Below are 20,208 nucleotides of genomic sequence, written 5' to 3'. Positions count from 1 at the left end.
GCTTTATTTCAGGCCGAGCAATATTGAGATGATCACGTAATGTCGAGCCCGTATATTCTGACTGTTGATTGAGCCGATGCTAAAAGAAGTCTTGTCTGATCAGGTTTGTCCTGTATCAGAGTCTATTCGGAAGTTCAGATACGAATCCAGCTATCCAGTTTTGGATAAATTGGTAAGTTCTGATCTGGAGAGCGTGCGGGTCCGGGTCGACGACAACCGCGCGGGATGAGGGACAACTACAGAAGAGTGACACTCATGTCTGATCGGTTTAATCGGCTGATACTGGCCTTTACGACTGCGTTCTGCCTTGCGACATCATTCGGATCGTCCTCCGGGGCCAATGCCGCCGAAACACGGCGCATCGAGACAACACAGGATGCAGATTATTTCGGCTTCGATCTGAGAACCGAAAAGAATGTCTCGCTTGAGCAATGCAAAAGCGTTTGCCTCGGCGATAATTCCTGTCTGGCCTTCACTTATAATCCCAAGGTCAAATGGTGCTTTCTGAAAGCCGATTTCAACAAGCTCAATGAGTCTGTCGGCTCCATTGCCGGCAAGGTTGTGACGGAAGCAAAGGCTGCCAAGGGCAAAGATCTTGGCGCTGCACCTGCTATCTCGTTCTTTGCCGCCAATCTGGTTGACGAAGCCCGTCGTCTCAAGCGCGAAATCGGCGGCCTTGAAAGCTCCGACAGCCTGCGCGATCTGCGCAATGAAGCGGGCGCTGCTGGCATGAATGGCGATCCGCGCACGGCAATGGAAAAATTCCGACTAGCTGCCAGCATGTCACCGGACGAAAGCGAAATCTGGGCCGGATATGCGCTGTCAGCGCTTGCGACCGAGCCGTCCAATGGTCAGGAACGCTCCAAGTTCCAGCGCGATGCGACGTCGGCCTCGTGGTTTGCCTACCAGACCTCACGCACCAAGGATGAGCGCGCGCAAGCGCTTGCCGTCATGGCGCAGGCACTCGAAAAGCGCGATGCATCGCGCCCGGCCTTGCAGGCTTATGAAGCGAGCCTTGATCTCGTCAATTCCGCATCCGTTCGTGACGCCTATGAAGATCTGAAGGCCCGCAAAGGCTTCCGCATCGTCAATAATACGGTCGATAATGATAATGCCGCGCCGCGCATCTGCGCGCAGTTCTCGGAAGAACTGGTGAAAAGCGGTGTCGATTATTCGAGCTTCGTTACACTCGATAATGGCGCGCCAAAAGCTGTTGACGCCAAGGACCGCCAGATTTGCGTCGAGGGTCTGGAACATGGCCGCAATTATACGGTGACGTTCCGTCAGGGCCTGCCTTCGGCTGTTGGCGAAGTGCTGCCTGCTCCGGTCAATCTTTCGATCTATGTGCAGGACCGCGCGCCATCGGTGCGCTTTACCGGCGACAGCTTTGTGCTGCCTGCGAAAGCCCGTCGCGGCATTCCGCTGGTCAGCGTCAATCTGAGTACCGCCAAGGTCAAGCTCTACCGCGTCGGCGACCGTTCGCTGGCACAGCTTCTCTCCGGCTATCAGTTCCTGCGCCAGTTGGACAGCTACGACATCAGCACGGTTTCCGATCAGATGGGTGCGCCTGTCTGGGAGGGTGAGATCGAGGTTGCAGGCAATGAGCTGAACAAGGAAGCAACGACCAGTTTCCCGGTTGATGAAGCACTGCCGGAACGCAAGCCTGGCGTCTATGTGCTGACCGCCGAGCCGCTGGTTCAGAAGTCCGATGATGAATATGGCACCAAGGCAACGCAGTGGTTTGTCGTTTCCGACATCGGCCTTTCGACCTATACCGGACAGGACGGCATCAACGTGTTTGCCCGTTCGCTGGAAAGCGCAGAGCCGCTTAAAGGCGTGAAGCTGACGCTGCTTGCACGCAACAATGAAGTGCTGGGCGAAGCGACCACCGACAGCGATGGCCGTGCGACGTTTACGCCGGGACTGACACGCGGCACAGACGGCATGGTGCCAGCGGTGCTGATGGCAAGTAGCGATGATGAGGATTTCACATTCCTCGATATGGCGCGCGCCGGTTTCGATCTTTCCGATCGTGGTGTGACGGGCCGTGCCGTGCCGAAAGCGCTTGATCTTTATGCATGGACAGAGCGCGGTATCTACCGCGCGGGCGAAGTTGTGCATGTAGGCGCGCTTGCGCGTGACGACACAGCAACCGCAATCGATGATCTGCCGCTCACCTTCATCTTTACGCGTCCCGATGGCGTGGAAGATCGCCGTCTTGTTTCCGACAGCAAACTGGCCGGTGGTCATGCCATCGACCTGACCTTGCCGTCGAACGCCATGCGCGGCACCTGGAATGTTTCGGTCTATACCGATCCCAAGCAGCCAGCGATTGCCACGCAGATGTTCCTGGTTGAAGATTTTGTGCCGGACCGGATCGAGTTCGATCTGACGTCTGACAAGCCGGAAATCGCTGTTGGCGAAACCGCCAATATCACCGTGGACGGTCGTTTCCTCTATGGTGCGCCTGCCGCCGGTCTTGCGCTTGAAGGCGAAGTCACGCTTTCGACCAAGCGTCAGTGGGACCGCTTCAAGGGCTATTATTTCGGCCTCGCCGATGAAGAACAGGGCGAAGCCACACGCCTGCCGCTCGATGGCCTGTCAAAAGTCGATGACAATGGCAAAGCGACCTTCCCGGTTACAGTCGATGAAATGCCGTCAACGACGCGTCTCGTAAATGCAGCCGTGACCGTTCGTATGCGCGAAACCGGTGGTCGTGCGGTTGAGCGTAAGATCGATGTGGCCATTCAGCCGGAAACCGATCTCATCGGCATTCGCCCGGATTTCGCTGGCGATGAAGTTCCGCAGGGCGGAACTGCAAAGTTCAGCCTGATCGCCTCTGACAGCAAGGGTGATCGCAAGGCGCTTGATGGCGCACAATGGTCGCTGGTCAAGATCGAGCGTAATTATCAGTGGTATCGCAGTGGCAACAGCTGGAACTACGAACCAGTGACTTTCACCAAGGCGATTGCCAACGGCAAGATTAACCTTACAACCGATAGCGAGGCTGAAATCAGTCTGCCGGTCGATTGGGGCCGTTACCGTCTGGAAATCGAAACAGCTGATGCTTCGGGCCCGGCCACAAGCTATGAATTCGATGCAGGCTGGTTTGTCAGCTCAACCTCGACCGAAACGCCGGACGGGCTCGAAATCGCGCTTGACAAGGAACATTATGCGGCAGGTGACACGGCAGAACTGAAAATCTCCCCGCGTTTTGCCGGTGAGTTGCTCATCACCATTGGTGCGGAGAAGCTGCTTAAGACAATCACCGCAAGCGTGCCGGAAGGTGGCACGACCATCGATATTCCGGTGGGTGAGGATTGGGGTGCGGGCGCCTATGTTACGGCAACGCTGTTCCGTCCGGGTGAGGCTATTGAAAGCCGTATGCCAGCGCGTGCGATTGGTCTTAAATGGCTGAAGGTCGATCCTGCCGACAAGCAGCTTGCAGTCAAGCTGACCCCGCCTGAAAAGATCACGCCGCGTTCCACACTTTCCATCCCGGTTTCGGTTGAAAATGCGGGTGGCGAACAGGCCTATGTCATGGTCGCGGCAGTCGATGTCGGCATTCTCAATCTGACACGCTATCAGCCGCCGAACCCTGAAAACTGGTTCTTCGGCCAGCGTCAGCTAGGCCTTGAAATGCGCGATATGTATGGTCGCCTGATCGATGGTTCGCTCGGCGTCACCGGCAAGCTGCGCACAGGTGGCGATGGTGGCAATATGGCAGCGGAAGGCAGCCCGCCCACCGAAAAGCTGGTTGCGCTGTTCTCCGGTCCGGTTGAACTGGATAGCGACGGTAAGGCAACTATCACTTTCGACATACCGCAGTTCAACGGCACCGCGCGCGTCATGGCGGTTGCATGGACCAAGAAGGCTGTTGGCCATGCGGTAACCGATGTCATCATCCGCGATCCTGTGGTCATCACCGCTGGTCTGCCACGCTTCATGGCCCCTGGCGATCAGGCCAATATCCGCTTCGATATTGCCAATACGGATGCACCGGACGGCGATTATCGTGTGAGCCTTGAGACCACTGATAATCTCGGTGTTGAGGTTGGCTCCTATCCTGAAAGCATCGCGCTTAAAGGTGGCAAACGGCAGTCGATCACCGTTCCACTCAATGCTGTGGCCACGGGTGCGGGCGGTGTGACGATCCGGCTTTCCAACGATGCAGGCCTCAATGTTGAACAGGCTTTGGCATTGCCGGTGCGTCCGGTCGATCTGCCGGTCACGAGCCGCCATGTCGTCAATCTCACGGCCAATGGCGGAAGTGTGAGAGTCGATGGCGGCCTTCTGTCTGAAAGCCTGCTTGATGGTGCTTTTGTCAGCGTTGGTGTAACGCGAAGTGCCGCATTTGATGTGCCAGCATTGTTGATGGCGCTCGACCGCTATCCTTATGGCTGCACAGAGCAGACCACCAGCCGCGCACTGCCGCTGCTTTATTTGAGCGAAATGGCTGCAGGTACGGAAGCGGCAGCGGGTCTGGAAAGTCAGGAAGAACTTAAGAAGCGCGTACAGGATTCCATCTTCCGCGTGCTCAACAACCAGTCTTCGAGTGGTTCGTTTGGCCTCTGGTCGCCGGGATCGGGTGATCTCTGGATGGACGCCTATGTGACCGACTTCCTGACGCGTGCCCGCGAAAAGGGCTATGACGTGCCGCAGCAGGCGATGCTGTCTGCACTTTCTAATCTGCAAAATGCGCTCGGCTATACCACCGACGTCAAGGAACGTGGCAACGACATTGCCTATGCGCTCTATGTTCTGGCACGCAACAAGAAGGCTTCTGTTGGCGATCTGCGTTACTTTGCCGATACCCAGCTTGAAAACTTTGCAAGCCCGATGGCCGTTGCCCAGCTCGGTGCAGCATTAGCGCTTTATGGTGATCAGCCGCGTTCGGAACGCGTGTTCAATGCGTCGCTCCAGCTCGCAACCAGCCAGTCCAGCTATGACTATAATCGCTCCGATTATGGTTCGCCGCTGCGTGATGGCGCGGCAATGCTGGCTCTTGCGTCGGAAACCAAGCCTGCGCCGAAAGTGCTGCCATCGCTGATTACGCTGGTCGAGTTCCAGCGCGAAAAGGCACGTTATCTCAGCACGCAGGATCAGGCATGGATGCTGCTTGCAGCACGCGGGCTTCAGGATGACAATGGCGCAATCAGCCTCGACATCAATGGCACAGCGCATGAGGGCGCGTTCTCCGAGCGTCTCAATGGGGCAGCCCTTGAAACGCAGCCGCTAGTCGTCACAAACAAGGGGCAGGGTTCGGTTGATGCGGTCGTCACGGCTGTTGCAGCACCCGCTCAGTCACTGCCTGCGGGTGGAGAAGGTTTCAACATCGAGCGCACTTATTATACGCTTGATGGGGGAGCTGCCAATGTCACCGGGGTCAATCAGAATGAGCGCTATGTTGTTGTTCTGAAAATCGACGATCTGCAGGAATGGCAGTCGCGTCTGCTTGTGACCGATCTGCTGCCAGCTGGTTTCGAGATCGACAATCCGGGTCTTGTTTCCAGTGCCGATCTTGGCAATTTCCCATGGCTGGAAAGCACACAGGCAGCGCATCTCGAATTCCGCAATGATCGTTTTGTGGCCGCTTTCGACCGCTCTGCAGGCGAGAAGAAGCCGATTACGCTGGCTTATGTGGTGCGTGCGGTGACGCCGGGTCTTTACACCCATCCGGCAGCAACGGTTGAGGATATGTATCGTCCGCAATTTGCAGCGCGCACGGCGACAAGCATGATGGAGGTGGCGGCACCGTAAGCCATGATCCCGAAAAGTGGGAACCGGTTTCCGGACAAGATCATGGCCAAACAAATGAAAAGGCGTTGGAAAATAGCGATTGGCGGTGCCGCGTTTCTCGGCATCGCTGGACTCGGAACCGTGGTCGGGCTTGACTGGCTCGACCGCGCCTATCCTCCGCCTTTGCCGGAACGGCTGACCATTTCCACCGAAGTTATGGATCGTGACGGCGCTTTGCTGCGCGCCTATGCAACACCGGACGGCTATTGGCGCTTGAATACCCGCATCGAAGATGTCGATCCGAAATTCGTGAAGATGCTGATCGCCTATGAGGACAAGCGTTTTTACGATCATGGCGGCATTGATTTCACAGCACTTCTTCGGGCCGCGTATCAGCTTGCAGGGAGCGGCCGTATTGTTTCCGGCGGTTCCACACTTTCCATGCAGCTTGCCCGCCTTATCGAGCCGCGCGAAAGCCGCAGCTTCGGCTCCAAGTTTCGGCAGCTGGCGCGTGCAGTTCAAATTGAGCGACGGCTGAGCAAGTCTGAAATTCTCGAACGTTATCTGACACTCGCGCCCTATGGCGGCAATCTGGAAGGTGTGAGGTCGGCATCGTTAGCCTATTTTGGCAAGGAGCCGCTGCGCCTCACCATATCGGAAGCAGCGCTTCTTGTGGCTTTGCCGCAATTGCCGGAGCGCCGCCGCCCGGATCGCGAGATGGAGAATGCGGTTGCTGCGCGGGATCGCGTTCTAAAACGCATGGTTTCGTCTGATGTTTTCACGAGCGAAGAAGCCGAACGCGCATCGCGTGAGCGCATATCCGCGACGCGTCATCCCTTGCCTTCATTGGCCGCTCACTTTGCCGATCTCGCTTTGAAACAGGCACCGACCGAGGCCCGGCATCAGCTGACGCTTAAGAAGTCGGTGCAGGCTGGGCTTGAAGTTGTGGCACGCGAAGCTGCTGCGAAGCTTGGGCCAAGAGTATCGGTCGCCATGGTGCTGGCCGACAGTCGCAACGGCAATATCTTAGGCGAAGTCGGCTCCGCTGATTATTTCGATGGCAAGCGGCAGGGCTGGATCGATATGACCCGGGCCGTGCGCTCGCCCGGTTCAACGCTCAAGCCTTTCATCTATGGGCTGGCCTTCGAGCAGGGACTGATTGCGCAGGAAACCATCATCGAGGACCGCCCGCAGGATTTTGCGGGTTATCGTCCGCGCAATTTCGATATGAGCTATCAGGGCGATGTCAGCATCCGTCAGGCGCTGCAAATGTCGCTGAATGTGCCGACCATCAGCCTGCTCGATGCAATTGGCCCTGCACGGCTCACCACGCGTATTCGACAGGCGGCGGTCAATTTGCAATTGCCGAAAGGTGAAGCGCCGGGACTGGCCATCGGCCTTGGTGGCGCGGGCATCAGCCTGCGCGATCTGGTGCAGCTCTATACTGGCCTTGCCAATGGCGGGCGAGGAGCAGCCCTTCGTGACGGCACCGAAGGTACAGAACCTGTTCAGCCATCGGCTCCTATTCTGAGCGAGCAGGCATCGTGGCAGATTGGCGATATTCTGGCTGGTGTCGTGCCGCCGCAAGGCGCGAAACGCCTCGGCCTCGCTTACAAGACCGGCACGTCCTATGGCTATCGTGATGCTTGGTCGGTCGGATATGACGGGCGTTATGTGCTGGGTGTCTGGGTCGGGCGTGCCGATGGCGGCTCGGTGCCGGGCCTTGCCGGTTATGTTTCGGCAGCGCCCATCCTGTTTGAAGCCTTTGTACGTTCAGGTGTTGCTTCCGTACCGTTGCCGCGTGCGCCTGCTGGCGCATTTCGCACAGCACGCGCCGATCTTCCTGTGACGCAGATACGCTTTTCATCGAGCAGCGATCCGCTGCCGGTTCTCAAAGCCACGATTGAGCCTGCACCGCGCATCGTGTTTCCGCCTGATGGCGCGCATGTCGAATTGAAAGCCCTGACCGATAATGCCTCGCCACTGGTGCTGAAATTACAGGGCGGACGCGCACCGTTTCGCTGGCTTGCCAATGGCAAACCCATTGCCGAACCCAACCGCCGCCGCACGGCCACATGGCTGCCGGATGGCACCGGCTATTCCACACTGACCGTTGTTGATGCAGGCGGACGCGCTGCCAGTGTCAAGGTTTTCATTGAGTGAGGCTGCCACACAGTCTGCTCTGGGCAGAATAATTGATAGTTGGAGATTTTAATGCGTTTTCGTCCTTTTCTGCTGGCTTTCGCTCTTTCCTTGCCAGTGCTGTCTCAAACTGCTCCGGCACAAGCCGCCGACAAGTGCGTTGCCGATGCGATCATAAAGGCAAAGCAGCTCCTGCTTCTGCACAGCGACAATGACGATCGTGCAGAAATCGATGAACCTACTTTCAAGAAAACCGGTACGATCAAAGCTCTGCGCGGCAAAGGCAAATTCGATGTCATCGAAGGTCTCGGCTATGTCTATAAGGGCGAGTATCGCCTGCGCCTTTATTATGCGGACATCGGCGGCGATTGTGTTTTGATGGGGCAGGAAGTGCTCGAATATTCTGATCCGTTTTCCTGATTTTTGTGGGGGATCCATTTATGAAAAAGCCTTTCATAACAGCACTTTCGATTGTTCTCGCCTCCGCATCCATGTCTTTTGCTGCAGGCAATCAGGCAGAAGCTCCAGCAGGTGCCACGTCATGCGCGTTCAGTGCATGGACAAACGGTGAAAAGCCCTTAATTGAAGTCCGCGAAGCGCCATCTGCCGATGCCAAAATTTTGGGCCATATACCGACCGGCTCCAAAGCCGGAGACGCGGAATATGCCTACAGCATCGACTTTGATGTGCTTGAAGCCAGCGATGGCTGGCTTAAGATCGCCAATGCAAGCGATGCCTATAATGAAGAAAGCGACGATTACGTCCCGCGTGAGGTCTACAAGGGCGAAGGCTGGATCAAATCGGACGAAGCGAAAGTCGGCATTCAGTCGGCCCGCGGCTTTCTGAAACCCGACCCTCAAAGTGAGCGGCTGCTTGATATTGGCAGTGACTGGCTGACTGAAATGGGCAGGATCAACAACATCCTCGCCTGCCACGAGGATTGGGTGCTGTTGGATTACACGGTGCTGCGCAAGCGCATGGCCGGCGAAGAGCTGGAAGACCTTGCCAGCAATGACCAACGCACCGGACGCGCCTGGTTCAGAGGCCTGTGTTCCAATGCAGAAACCACCTGCGATATGAAATCGGTCGATCAGTAGCACTTATTGCGTAATCTCTGGTAGTTCTCTGAACCAACGCGACAGCTTGTGCAGGCCAGTCGCGTTGGAACCTTTGATCAGCAATGTATCACCCGGCAGCAGTCCCGCGATCAATTCAGCTTTCAGCGTATCAAGGGCAGGACTTTTTGATGCGCGTTGCTCAGTTCGAATCTCATTCCAAAAGCCGCTATAGGCGTCTGAGTAGAGCAGGAAAATCTGGTCGATATTATTATCGCGCACCGTATGTGCAAGCTCGGTGTGATAGTCTTTCGATTTATCGCCCAGTTCTGCCATTTCGCTCAGCACGGCAATGCGGCGTCCTGTTGTTTTCAGTGCAGCCAGTTCACGCAGTGCCGTGGTCATTGATGCAGGATTGGCGTTATAGGCATCATCGATGAGCTGAATCTGCCCGTCTTTCCAGGCAATATCGACCACCGCTCCACGGCCTGCAAGCGGCGTCCAGCCATCAATTGCAAGGGCCGCATCATGCGTTGTAACGCCTTCAGCAATCAGGGCTGCAATCACGCTTAACCCGTTTATGACAAAGGCATCGCGCGAAATGTTGAATGGCAGTGACATATGCGTGCCAAAAATGCTGATCTCAATATGATCCTCGGCATCTCGTCCCAGCCATTTGATATCGGCATCCTCATGGCGGCCGAAAGTCAGGAGGCGTACCGATGTTGGGATTTCTTGCTTGATAATGTCGAACTGCTCAGTGTCACGATTGACAATCGCAGTGCCCATGGGACTAAGCCCTTTAAAAGCTGCGGCTTTTATACGCGCTGCACGTTCTATCGTACCCATTTTGTCCATGTGGGCCGGTGTAATGGCTGTCAAAATGCAAATGTCTGGCTTGATGATGCGAGCCGAAGTGAGACCGATTGGCTCTTTGTCCGGTGCCGTTGCCCCTGCAATTTCAAACACGAGGCAATCCCGATTAAGTGGCATGGTTGCCATACCTGTCGCCACATATTCAGGAATATTGCCAGCGCCGTTGACACCAACGACCTTACCCAAACGTCGCAGTGCATGAGCTAAAAGATGGGCTGTGCTGGTCTTGCCAACACTGCCACCAACAGAAAAAACGGAACCTTTAAATTCTGCGCGGCGCGATGCAGCTGCGTTGAACAGCCCTTCACGCAAAGAGCGTGTTCTAAAATAAGGAACATCATCAAATGGCGGTGTAGCACTTTCGCCTATAATGGCCAGCAGGCGATCTTTGCCTTTCTCAAGTGCTGTTTTGCTCGCTCCTATTACATCTCCCGATGCATAAAGCAGGCCCACGCTGTTTTTTGCGGGAAGGGCATTGTCGATGGCAAGGTTTGCCACGGAAATGGCCGCATTGCTGTTTGAAACCGGCTCGCCCGTGAAAGCGGTAACAACATCTGAAAGAGCAGGGACATCGCTGTCGGATTTAACAGGCGTGCCATTAACTTGTGATGCTAGATGTTTGAGATAGCCGACCCTGATCAGCGCCTCATCAAATTCAAAAAACTTAGTGCCGGGACAGCTGTTTACCTCGAAAAGCCATGGTTGACCGCCTTCGTCCAATCCCAGATCAAGCCCCATTGCATCAATAGGCTTATCATAAAGGTGTTGAAATTTCTCCGGAAATTCCTGGGCGATATTGAGTAGTCTGCTCCAGACTTCATCGGCGCGGGGGCCAAATTGCCCATGAACAAATATGCGCCCATCGGCGATGCTGCCGCCGCCTGCAATATTGGAGGTAATGGTCTTTCCCTGACCAATACGCGCGTAGATTTTTGTGGTTTTCCAGTTGCCACCCTCGCCGCGTTGAAGGTGTAAGCGGATGTCGAAAGGCAGGCCTGATGGCGTCTGCGAGTGAATGTATTTCTGCGCGAGATAACGGTGTGCCGGAAATGTTTGACTGAGAAACGCTTTTATATCCTCTGCCGATACGATCTGCTTTTCTGCACCAAGCTGGATGCTGTAGGCTCCGTTTTCAGCCCGAATGAGGGAGACGGAGTTACCCTGTGCGCCTCTGACCGGCTTGAAGACAACTTCGCGATGCTGTTCAATGAAAGCGAGGGCTGCATCGGGATCACTGACACGCAGATCAGGAATGATGATATCAGTGAAGAGGTTAGCATCACGGAGCTTTTGAAGCGTTATTGCCTTGCCGCCAAGCATGATCGTGGTCATCTTGCTCTGGCGCTCCAGTGCCTTCCATATATCAGCGGATGACCGGGAACTTTCGTCATTATCAATGATATGCGGAACGCCAATGCGTTGTCTGATCCACTGACCGTGCTCGAACTTCAGCGCATTGATTGCATTTTCCGTAATGTTCACATCTGACGGCGTGAAGAAGTAAAGTGTGATGCCTTGAGTGGCAGCAACATGCGCAGTCGCCAAACTTCGTGGTCCCGGTCTGCCCTTTGCACGCATCAAGCCGATCAACGGGCGTTCGAGCTGCAACGCTGCTGGCAGAGCCACGCGGCGTTCTTCGGCCTGTTGTTGGGCAAGCCGGTATTTACGGTAAGCCACAAATCCGGAGAGATAGTGCTCCACATCATCGATCCGTATGCGAAATGCGTGATGGCGAATGAAGAAGCTGCCGGTAATTTTTTCGGGGTTGGCATAAAACATCGCAAGTTCCGGCCAGAAATGGCCGTTCAGCAGATGATGCGCGCGGCGCTCCAGCGCGAAATAGAACTTTTTCAGATCAACCCCGGCCAGCAATGGCGCGAGCTTCGGATCAGCTTCGATCCGGCTGACCATTTGCTGCGCTGCCATCATCAGTTCGAGCAGTGTCGGGAATGTCGTGATGCGGTTGCTGACGAAATCCAGATAATCCGCAAAGTTACGAATGCCGAATTCGTAATATTTCTGTTCCGGTCGATAACGGGTCAATTCATTGACGGCATAGGAAAGCCAATGGTCATGCGCCTCCCAGTGATCGGCTTCGATGAAATGGTGAAACGCCTTTTCCACCGCTTCCAGCCAGCGTGCATCGCGGGTCAGCGAATATAGCCGCATCAGCCCGAACGCGGCCTCCCCATCATAATAGATGATGCGGAAGGGCTCCTTGATGCTCAGCGACGGATAATTGAGCACATGGTTGAATTTGCCGCTCTGCTGATCCTGCATATGCACGATGCCGAGTGCGAGTTTCTCCAGCAAAGGCAGGTATCGGTCGGTGCCGGTCAATTCGCTATATTTAACCAGTGCCAGCAGGCAGACGGCGTTGCCGCCCAGCTTGATTTCACCATTCTTTTCCGTCAGGAACGCCAGATCTTTGCCGTCCTGATTTACAGTCTTGATGAGCTTGTCGGTGAGATGTTGAAGCCCGCGCTCAATCGCATCTATCAACGCTTGATCTTTGGTGACTTCCCAGGATTCAAGCATCGCATAAAGCGTGCTTGTGTGGCGGAGCGTGTTGTAGGTTTTGATTTCATTGTCGAAGCACGGATGCCAGCCATAGATAAAGCGCCCGTCCTCGCCCACCTGCGTTTCGAGAAAATGGCTGCCGCGTTCAATCAGCCCGTCAATGTCAGCGATACTCAACATTTCGATCGTTCTGCGACCGGTGTTCGGACCGGCTCCGGGTATCGAATGGACCTCATCATCGTCGTCGGTGGTAAAAAGCGCCTGCGTCGAGAAGACATGAAATTTCTCAACATCGGCAACCGAAATTTTGTCGAACCCACGCGAGCGCTTTGCATAGCGGTTGAAGTTCGCTTCGTTGAGAGTTGCGGTGGTAACTGACGGGCCGCCATAGAGCATCGCATTGCCATTCAGTTCTGTTTCAAGAAACGCTGTTTGAAAACGTTCATCAAGGGAGATGCCATAACGGAAATAGTTCCGTTTGACCTGCTGTAGACGCCTGATGAGCTCCGCTTTATCGATTTCTTCGGTGCTTTCCACCCAATCGACCCGCAACCATTTGGGTTCCATCCCTGATTTGGTGATGGTTTGCTGTAGCTTCTCCAGCCCTGCGTTCCAGCAGTCTTTAAAGCTTCCCGCGGTGACGGTCAGTGTTTGCGCGCGTGATTGCGTGTCTGTGAAAGAAAAGAAAAGAATAAAGGGCGGAGTTTTTCCGATCAGCGGCTGGATATCTCGTTCAAGGACCTGATGAACACGCGAAATCATGTTCTGCAGCTTGTCTGATACCATGCCGAAACCTCCCAATGTGTTTCACATCACTCCCAGATCTTATTTATGCTCGGGCAAAGTATTGATGGTCAAGCTTGATAAGTGGGCGTTTCACTCCGGTTTTCCGTATTTGTGTATGGTGTGCTCGGTGGCATGGAAGTTTCCTGCAACCGACGCTATGTTCGGCGGCAATTGCAATCGTGGAGAACTCCATTGAAGATTTTCATTTTCGGCAGCGTGAACGTCGATGTCAGCGCCCGTATGGCAGCACTGCCGCGTCCCGGCCAGACACTGAACGCGTCCGGCTACGGCATTGGTCTTGGTGGCAAAGGTGCCAATCAGGCGGTTGCTGCGGCAAAGCTTGGCGGCGATATTCGTTTCGTCGGTGCGGTCGGCAACGATGCCTTTGGCCAACTCGCTGTCAAGGAAATGCAGCAGTTCGGTCTTAACACCGCTGGTGTTAAAATGATTGATGGTGTCGATACCGGCATTGCAATCATTCAGGTCGAAGAAGCCGGGCAGAACACGATTGTTGTTTGCGCCGGTGCCAATGCAAATTGGGCGGCATCCGATATTGATGCCTATGCGTCTGATATTGCGAAAGCCAAAATCACGTTGTTGCAGCGTGAAGTCCCGCATGAAGCCAATCTTGCTGTTGCAAAGGCTGTGAAAGCTGCTGGCGGCACCGTGCTGCTCGATCCGGCTCCGGTTGGCGATGCAAGCCGCATGGCCGATCTGATTTCATTGAGCGAGATCATTTCGCCCAACGAAACCGAAGCTGCTGAAATCACCGGCATTGAACCAACCGATATTACATCTGCGGAAGCTGCTGCCCGCAAACTTCTCGAACGCGGTCCGAAGATCGTTATCGTCAAGCTTGGTGGTCGCGGCTCATTGCTTGTGACGGCTGATGAGGTCAAGCACTTTGAACCGTTCAAGGTGAATGTTGTCGATACGGTTGCCGCTGGCGACAGTTTCAATGGTGGCTTTGCCGTTGCTTATTCGCAGGGGCAGTCGCTGCATGATTGCGTCCGTTTCGCGTCGGCTTCCGGAGCGATTGCGGTGACGCGCGTTGGCGCCGGATCTGCTGCGCCGACCGCTCACGAAGTGGCGCAACTTTTGCAGAATAATCAGTAAGACTGCAAAAAATCCAATAAAACGCTGAGGTAAAAAAGCCGCAAGATTGTGAATCCTGCGGCTTTTTTGTGGCGATTATGTGATTTTGAGCTTGTTTAGAGCGTTGCGAGACGCTCAGTCAGCAGCGTGAAGAAACCATCCGCATCAACATCCTTGATGAAGAGTGCGTTCTTTGGACGATCGGTAACTTCCCACCAATCGACGACTGTTTCACCGATGGTCAGTTCCGAATTGATCTCGATTTCCACGTTGCAATGACGGCCTGAATAAAGTTCAGGCTTCAGCAGATAGGCGATGACGTTCGGGTCATGCAGCGGACCACCATCGGTGCCGTATTTTGCTTCATCATAGCGCTCGAAGAATTCAAGCCATGCAGCAACAACTTCGCCGACATGCGTGCCGAGGCCACGAATGGCTGCGATGCGCTTCTCGGTGGTCAGTACCTTGTGCGTGACATCGAGCGGCATCATGGTGATTTGAATGCCTGATTTGAACACAACTGCGGCTGCATGTGGATCGACATAGATGTTGAACTCAGCCGATGGCGTGATGTTGCCGCCCTCGAAATAGCCGCCGCCCATCAGCACGATTTCTTTGACGCGTTCAGCGATCTTCGGCTCGCGGATGAGTGCTGAGGCAATGTTTGTGAGAGGGCCGAGCGGGCAGAGAGTGACGGTGCCAGCTTCTTCCTTCATCAGTGTTTCGATAATGAAATCAACGCCATGCTGCGCCTGAAGCGGCATAGTGGGGGCAGGCAGATCATAACCATCAAGGCCGGTTTTGCCGTGGACGTTTTCAGCCGTCACGAGCGGGCGCACCAGCGGACGGATAGAGCCTGCAAATACTTTTGTGTCCGGCTTTTTCGCAACTTCACAGATGGTGCGGGTATTGATTTCAGTGCGAGCCAGCGGGCCGTTGCCAGCAACGGCGGTGATGCCGAGAATATCGAGCTCAGGGCTTGCGAGTGCCAGAAGAATGGCGACTGCATCGTCCTGACCGGGATCGGTATCGATAATAATTTTACGGGCCATGATGAGTTCCTAATAGGGGATTTTAAAGAGCGTTGCGCGCTGCACTAACCGTCTGATCGACAAGCGCATCGAATGAGATTTTCGCCGGGCGGCGCATATAGGTGACGATATCGTCGGCGAGGAGTGGCTTTGACCAGCGTTCTGCAATAATGCCGGGGCCGTGCTGGATGGCGATCATGCTCAGAATCTGCGCGGCATTGCAGTCAACGTCATGGCCGATGCCGCAGACGATTTCCAGCGTCTGGTCGAAGTCGCCTTCGCCAAACCACAGCGCCACAACTTGTGCCGCGGCATTTGGCGTGACGTGAATCCAGTTATACTCGGCATATTCAGCGTCGCATTTTGCCCAGGCGTCCTGCCATTTTTCTGTTGTATTACAGGCATCAAGCGCGAAAGCGAGAACCGCACCATACTCCGTGTCAGTTGAGAAAAGCTCTGCGGTTGAGACCAGCAATTCGCGTGTGTTTTGAACCGCAAAGGCGCGTGCCGCCATGACGGCATTGAAAACTTCGCCCAGGATTCCGTTTCCGGCGTGGGAGATTTCCGCATCCATCCAGGCAAGGCGGGCAGCTTCACGCGCACGTCCCGGCACGACCATGCCGCAGATTGTGCCGCGCATCTGAGCGCCGATCCATTCATCGAACGGATTGTCGGAGGAGCCGGTTTCAGGCGCCGTGAGGCCGCGACGCATATTGGAAAGGGCGATTGCCTCCGCCGACCAGCCAAGCGGGATCAGCGACGTCCAGCGTTCGGCAATGTCGGCGCTGGTCACAGAAGAACCCTTCTCGCCAAAGGCTTCCAGAAAGGCGATCTCAAATGTGATGTCGTCATTATAGGTGTTGGGCTCGCGCACATAATCGCGGATCGGACCGAAAACCTCCATGATGTTCTCAGCCGTATAGCCCTCAAGTGCTGTGCCAGCAGCAGCGCCCACCAACTGCGCCATCCATGCGCCCGCGGTACGGTCGCGGAAATCATCAGACTGGATAGGATAAGCCACATCTTCCGGCCACTTCACGCTCGCGTCAAACGCTTCCCATGATGCAAAGCGGATGGTTTTCTGCGATGGATGCTCGGGATCGGGCTTTGCCGCGCGCATGAGTATGCGCAAACGCATATCGATGCGATAAAGCGTTTCAAAATCAGAGCGCTCCAGTGCTGCGAGCCCGTCGCGCAGAAGCTCTGCATAGGGTGCCAGCACATAGCCCTTGTTTTCAAGCGATTGCAGCGCACCGGCCATCAGGCATTCGGGTGCTGCTGAACCCGGCACATTGCTTTTCCAGAACATGGCCATGAGATCGTCCTGCGCCTTCATGACGGCGCTTGCGTCCCATGTCTGCTCTTCTGCCGTGCGTATAACAGGCTTTGTGTCGCGCAGCAGATCGCGTGTCAGCTCCCAGGCTTTCATGTTTTTCTCGTTTTCATGCATTTCAGGATTTCTTCAACTGTCTTGCACGCCGCTGTCTTCTTGCGGCATGTACCGTCAGCACCACAACGGGCACGAGATAAGGGATCATCTGCATCAGCTCGAACGGCAGTCCAAGGCTTTGCAGGGTGATTGCCAGCGATTCCGCTGCAGCCAGCACAAGACTTGCGACCAGCGTTCCCCAAGCCGTTCCTTGTCCCATCACTTCGGCTGCAATGGCGATGAAGCCACGACCAGCGGTCATGTTCTGGCCGAACCATGTGACATAGCCGAGCGAGAGATAGGCGCCTGCCGCACCGCCAAAGATGCCAGAAAGTATGAGCGCCTGCATCTGAACGCGTCCGGTGTGAATGCCTGCAGCGCGCGCGGATTTGGGATCAACACCGGTTGCGCGCAGATGAAGGCCGAACCGCGTCCGCATCATCAGAAGGCTGACGGCCGGAACAGCCAGCAATGCGACAAAGCTCAGGATATGGATATTGCCGATATAAGGAATGCTGAGGCTTGGTAGCGCCCCGCTTTTCAACGCGCCCGACATGCCCTTGTCGCCGGTGGCAACGAAAAGCCCCAGTGTGGTGCCTGCTGCCGCGGCAATATTGAGTGCGATGCCGGTCATGATGAGATCGGTGCCGAGCTTGTTGACAGACAGCGACATCAGCCAGCCCAGAAAGGCGCCGACTATAAGGGCGGCAAGGAGACCGATGGCCGGGCTTCCCGTCGCCGCACTTGCGAGAACCGCAATCAGCGCTGCAATCAGCATCATGCCTTCCATGCCGATATTCAGCACGCCTGCACGGTCAGAAATCATCACGCCGAGCGCTGCCAGCAAAAGTGGCGTGCCGACACGCAGAATGGTGGCGATGAACGCTGGATCGAGGATTTGTGCGAGAACTGCGCTCATGACTGCTCTCCTTCACGATTGCGCAGGTTTCGGATCACACGCAGCACGGTTGGATGGTTGTGAATGACGCTTGCCGTGGCACCAACCATGATAGCTGCGGTGACAAGGCCCACAACTTCGGTCGGGATATTCATGTTGCGGGCGAGAAGATCGCCGCCAACCTGAACAAACCCAAGGAACAAAGCTGCCGGAATGAGCAGGAATGGGTTTTCGCGGCCAAGGATTGCAACCACCAGCCCCGTCCAGCCGTAACCGGGCAGGTCGAGCCATGCGAAGCGGTTATGCAGGCCCAGAACTTCGAGCGCACCGGCCATGCCTGCCACCAGACCACCTACAATCTGCGCGCGCATGATGATGCCCTTCAGCGGCAGGCCCAGATGATTTGCAAATCCGGGACTGGAGCCTGCAATGCGGATATTGAGGCCGGAACGTGTCCAGTAAAGCCAGATGCCACCTGCGATACAGGCGAGAATGGCAATGATCGAACCGCTGTTAAGCCGCGTGCCTGCCAGAAGCCGGTCGAGCTTCGCTTCGGGTGGAATGCGCATGGACATCATGCCGCCCGCAGCCGGGTCGCGAATGACATAATTGAGCACGAACAGCCCAAGAAACAGGAAGGCGTAGTTGAGAACCAGAGACGTTACCATTTCAGATGCGCCGAAACGCAGGCGCAGCGCTGCGGGGATCGTGCAGGCAAAGCTGCCTGCAACCGCACCGCACAAAATAGCGACCGGCAGCGAGAACCAGCCAAGCGACGGCAGCAGAACGGCTCCAGCAACAGCACCCAATCCACCAAGATAGAAACCGCTTTCAGCACCCAGATTAAACAGGCCGGAGCGGAAAAGAATGGTGATGGCAAGGCCCGTCAGCATGATCGGGGTTGCAGCTTCCACCACATTGCCCATATGGCGAATGCTGCCAAATGGTCCGAGGAAGAAGGTCTTGAGCACACCTGCCGGATTATCCTGCATCAAGGCCAATGGCACGAGCAGCAGCGCCATGATGACGCCGATCACCAGCACGGTCAGAAAGAAGGGAATAAGATAGGATATAAATCTACGCATCAGGCTGCATCTCGCGTGCCCAGCATATAAGGTCCAAGGACCGCTGGAGTAATATCGGGTCCGTTTCTGAGAACGGCAACTATGCGACCATTGAAGAACACGACGATGCGATCGCTCAACCGCAGCAATTCATCAAGATCGGCGCTGACGAGAAGCACAGCACAACCACCTTGCGCCACTTCATCGATGCGTCGATGCAGGAAGGCTGCTGCTGAAACATCAATGCCGCGTGTTGGCTGATCGGCGATCAGGAATTTCGGTTTGGTGGCAAGTTCGCGCGCAGCGATAAGCTTCTGCGCATTGCCGCCCGACAGCGAGTCGAGCCTTTCGGTGATCGCACCTGCACGCACCGAATATTGTTTAATCATGCCGCTGACACGCGCTTTGATCGCGCTCCATCGCAGGAAAGGGCCGAAATCAGTGTCGCGGTTTCCGTCCGTGCCGGCAATCGTGTTTTCAGCCAGAGACAGGCCCGGCGCACCGCCTTGTGAAAAGCGGTCGGCAGGCAGATAGGCCAGGCCTTTTTTGCGCCAGCTGGCCGTGTCGGCAGTACCCATATCTGCGCCGTTAAGGGTGATTGCACCTTGAGATGCGCGCATCAGACCAGACAATGCGGAAACGAGTCCGCGCTGGCCACTGCCATCAACACCGGCTACACCGACGATTTCGCCTTCGCCAATGGTGAGGTTTACATCGCGGATACGGTCGGCAGGGTCGAGGGCTTCAATGGTGACGCCCTTCATTTCAAGGACTGTTTGCGTCGCATTCAGCTTGTGCGCGCGTTCCGGAATTTCGACCGCGTGGCCCATAACCATCTGCATGATGGCATCGTCCGGCACATCAGCGAGCTTTTCGGTTCCTGCAACTGCGCCTGCGCGCAAGACCGTGACGCTTTCAGCCAGCTCGCGCACTTCATTGAGCTTATGAGAAATGAAGAGAATGGTGATGCCTTCATCGCGCAGCGCTTTCAGCCTGCGCATCAGCTCTTCAATTTCGGGCGGCGAAAGAACGGCGGTCGGCTCATCCAGGATCAAGAGCCGTGTGCGACGCGCCAGCGCCTTGAGGATTTCGATCTTCTGCTGGGCTGCAACCGAAAGCGTACCAGTGATCGCATCCGGATCGGCGTGCAGATCATAATGCTGCATCAGCTCTTCGACCGATTTACGCGCGCTCACACGGTCGATAAACCCGCCTTTTACAGGTTCGTGGCCGAGAATGATATTTTCGGTGACGGTCAGTGTCGGCACCAGCGAGAAATGCTGATGCACCATGCCGATACCCCGGGCGCTGGCATCTTCCGGCGACCATGATGAGATCGCCTGGCCGTCGATCACGATCTCGCCTGCGGTGGCATTTTCGATGCCGAACAGGATTTTCATGAGCGTGGATTTGCCTGCACCGTTCTCGCCGCAAATGGCGTGGATCGAACCGGCGCGGATCGAAAACGACACATCGCGCAGTGCAACCGTTCCGTTCGGATAGACCTTGCTCACATCTCGGAAGGCGACGATTGCATCGCCGCCTTCAATGTTTTCAGCTTGTTTTTCCACGA

Annotated in this window: 11 protein-coding genes; 5 read left to right on the top strand and 6 right to left on the bottom strand. The window is 55.6% G+C overall.

Features of this window, described 5'->3' with window-relative positions:
- Nucleotides 1-255: 255 nt before the first annotated feature.
- Genes RT142_RS12230 through RT142_RS12215 form a run of 4 tightly spaced genes read left to right on the top strand, consistent with a single transcriptional unit; the run spans nucleotide 256 to nucleotide 8,978 of the window.
- Nucleotides 256-5,760, top strand: a complete 5,505-nt coding sequence (locus tag RT142_RS12230) for an alpha-2-macroglobulin family protein (protein ID WP_313028823.1) — start codon at nucleotides 256-258, stop codon at nucleotides 5,758-5,760.
- Nucleotides 5,761-5,802: 42 nt separating this feature from the next.
- Entirely contained in the window at nucleotides 5,803-7,902 is a 2,100-nt protein-coding gene (gene pbpC, locus RT142_RS12225) for a penicillin-binding protein 1C (protein WP_313028821.1), read from the top strand.
- Nucleotides 7,903-7,953: 51 nt separating this feature from the next.
- A complete protein-coding gene (locus RT142_RS12220; protein ID WP_113159685.1) occupies nucleotides 7,954-8,301 on the top strand; it encodes a hypothetical protein in 348 nt (115 codons plus the stop codon).
- Nucleotides 8,302-8,321: 20 nt separating this feature from the next.
- On the top strand, nucleotides 8,322-8,978 hold the full coding sequence (locus tag RT142_RS12215; RefSeq protein ID WP_231193341.1) for a hypothetical protein: 657 nt from the start codon (nucleotides 8,322-8,324) through the stop codon (nucleotides 8,976-8,978).
- Nucleotides 8,979-8,981: 3 nt separating this feature from the next.
- Here RT142_RS12215 and RT142_RS12210 read toward each other — a convergent pair whose 3' ends face one another.
- Nucleotides 8,982-13,118, bottom strand: coding sequence for a YheC/YheD family protein (locus RT142_RS12210; RefSeq protein ID WP_313028812.1), 4,137 nt, complete (start codon nucleotides 13,116-13,118; stop codon nucleotides 8,982-8,984).
- 132 nt (nucleotides 13,119-13,250) lie between these two features.
- Here RT142_RS12210 and rbsK point away from each other — a divergent pair, with 132 nt between their 5' ends.
- Nucleotides 13,251-14,234: a ribokinase gene (rbsK, locus tag RT142_RS12205; RefSeq protein ID WP_313028978.1), complete on the top strand. Its 984-nt coding sequence runs from the start codon at nucleotides 13,251-13,253 to the stop codon at nucleotides 14,232-14,234.
- Between the two features lie 95 nt (nucleotides 14,235-14,329).
- Here rbsK and RT142_RS12200 read toward each other — a convergent pair whose 3' ends face one another.
- Genes RT142_RS12200 through RT142_RS12180 form a run of 5 tightly spaced genes read right to left on the bottom strand, consistent with a single transcriptional unit; the run spans nucleotide 14,330 to nucleotide 20,206 of the window.
- Complete coding sequence (locus RT142_RS12200; protein ID WP_105519224.1) at nucleotides 14,330-15,265, bottom strand: nucleoside hydrolase; 936 nt, start codon at nucleotides 15,263-15,265, stop codon at nucleotides 14,330-14,332.
- Between the two features lie 22 nt (nucleotides 15,266-15,287).
- On the bottom strand, nucleotides 15,288-16,673 hold the full coding sequence (locus RT142_RS12195; RefSeq protein WP_313028809.1) for an ADP-ribosylglycohydrolase family protein: 1,386 nt from the start codon (nucleotides 16,671-16,673) through the stop codon (nucleotides 15,288-15,290).
- A 22-nt stretch (nucleotides 16,674-16,695) separates the two neighbouring features.
- Entirely contained in the window at nucleotides 16,696-17,592 is an 897-nt protein-coding gene (locus RT142_RS12190) for an ABC transporter permease (RefSeq protein WP_007877405.1), read from the bottom strand.
- Nucleotides 17,589-18,656 (bottom strand): ABC transporter permease, encoded by a 1,068-nt coding sequence (locus RT142_RS12185; protein ID WP_094544503.1) that lies wholly within the window; start codon nucleotides 18,654-18,656, stop codon nucleotides 17,589-17,591. Before RT142_RS12185 ends, RT142_RS12190 begins: the two co-directional genes overlap by 4 nt.
- A complete protein-coding gene (locus tag RT142_RS12180) occupies nucleotides 18,656-20,206 on the bottom strand; it encodes an ABC transporter ATP-binding protein (protein ID WP_313028804.1) in 1,551 nt (516 codons plus the stop codon). The genes RT142_RS12185 and RT142_RS12180 overlap by 1 nt, the downstream gene beginning before the upstream one ends.
- Between the last annotated feature and the right edge of the window lie 2 nt (nucleotides 20,207-20,208).

It is taken from the genome of Brucella sp. (assembly GCF_032066345.1).
Classification (GTDB): Bacteria; Pseudomonadota; Alphaproteobacteria; order Rhizobiales; family Rhizobiaceae; genus Brucella; species Brucella pseudogrignonensis.
Note: the sequence above shows the minus strand (reverse complement) of the source record. Positions and strands in the feature narration are given on the sequence as shown.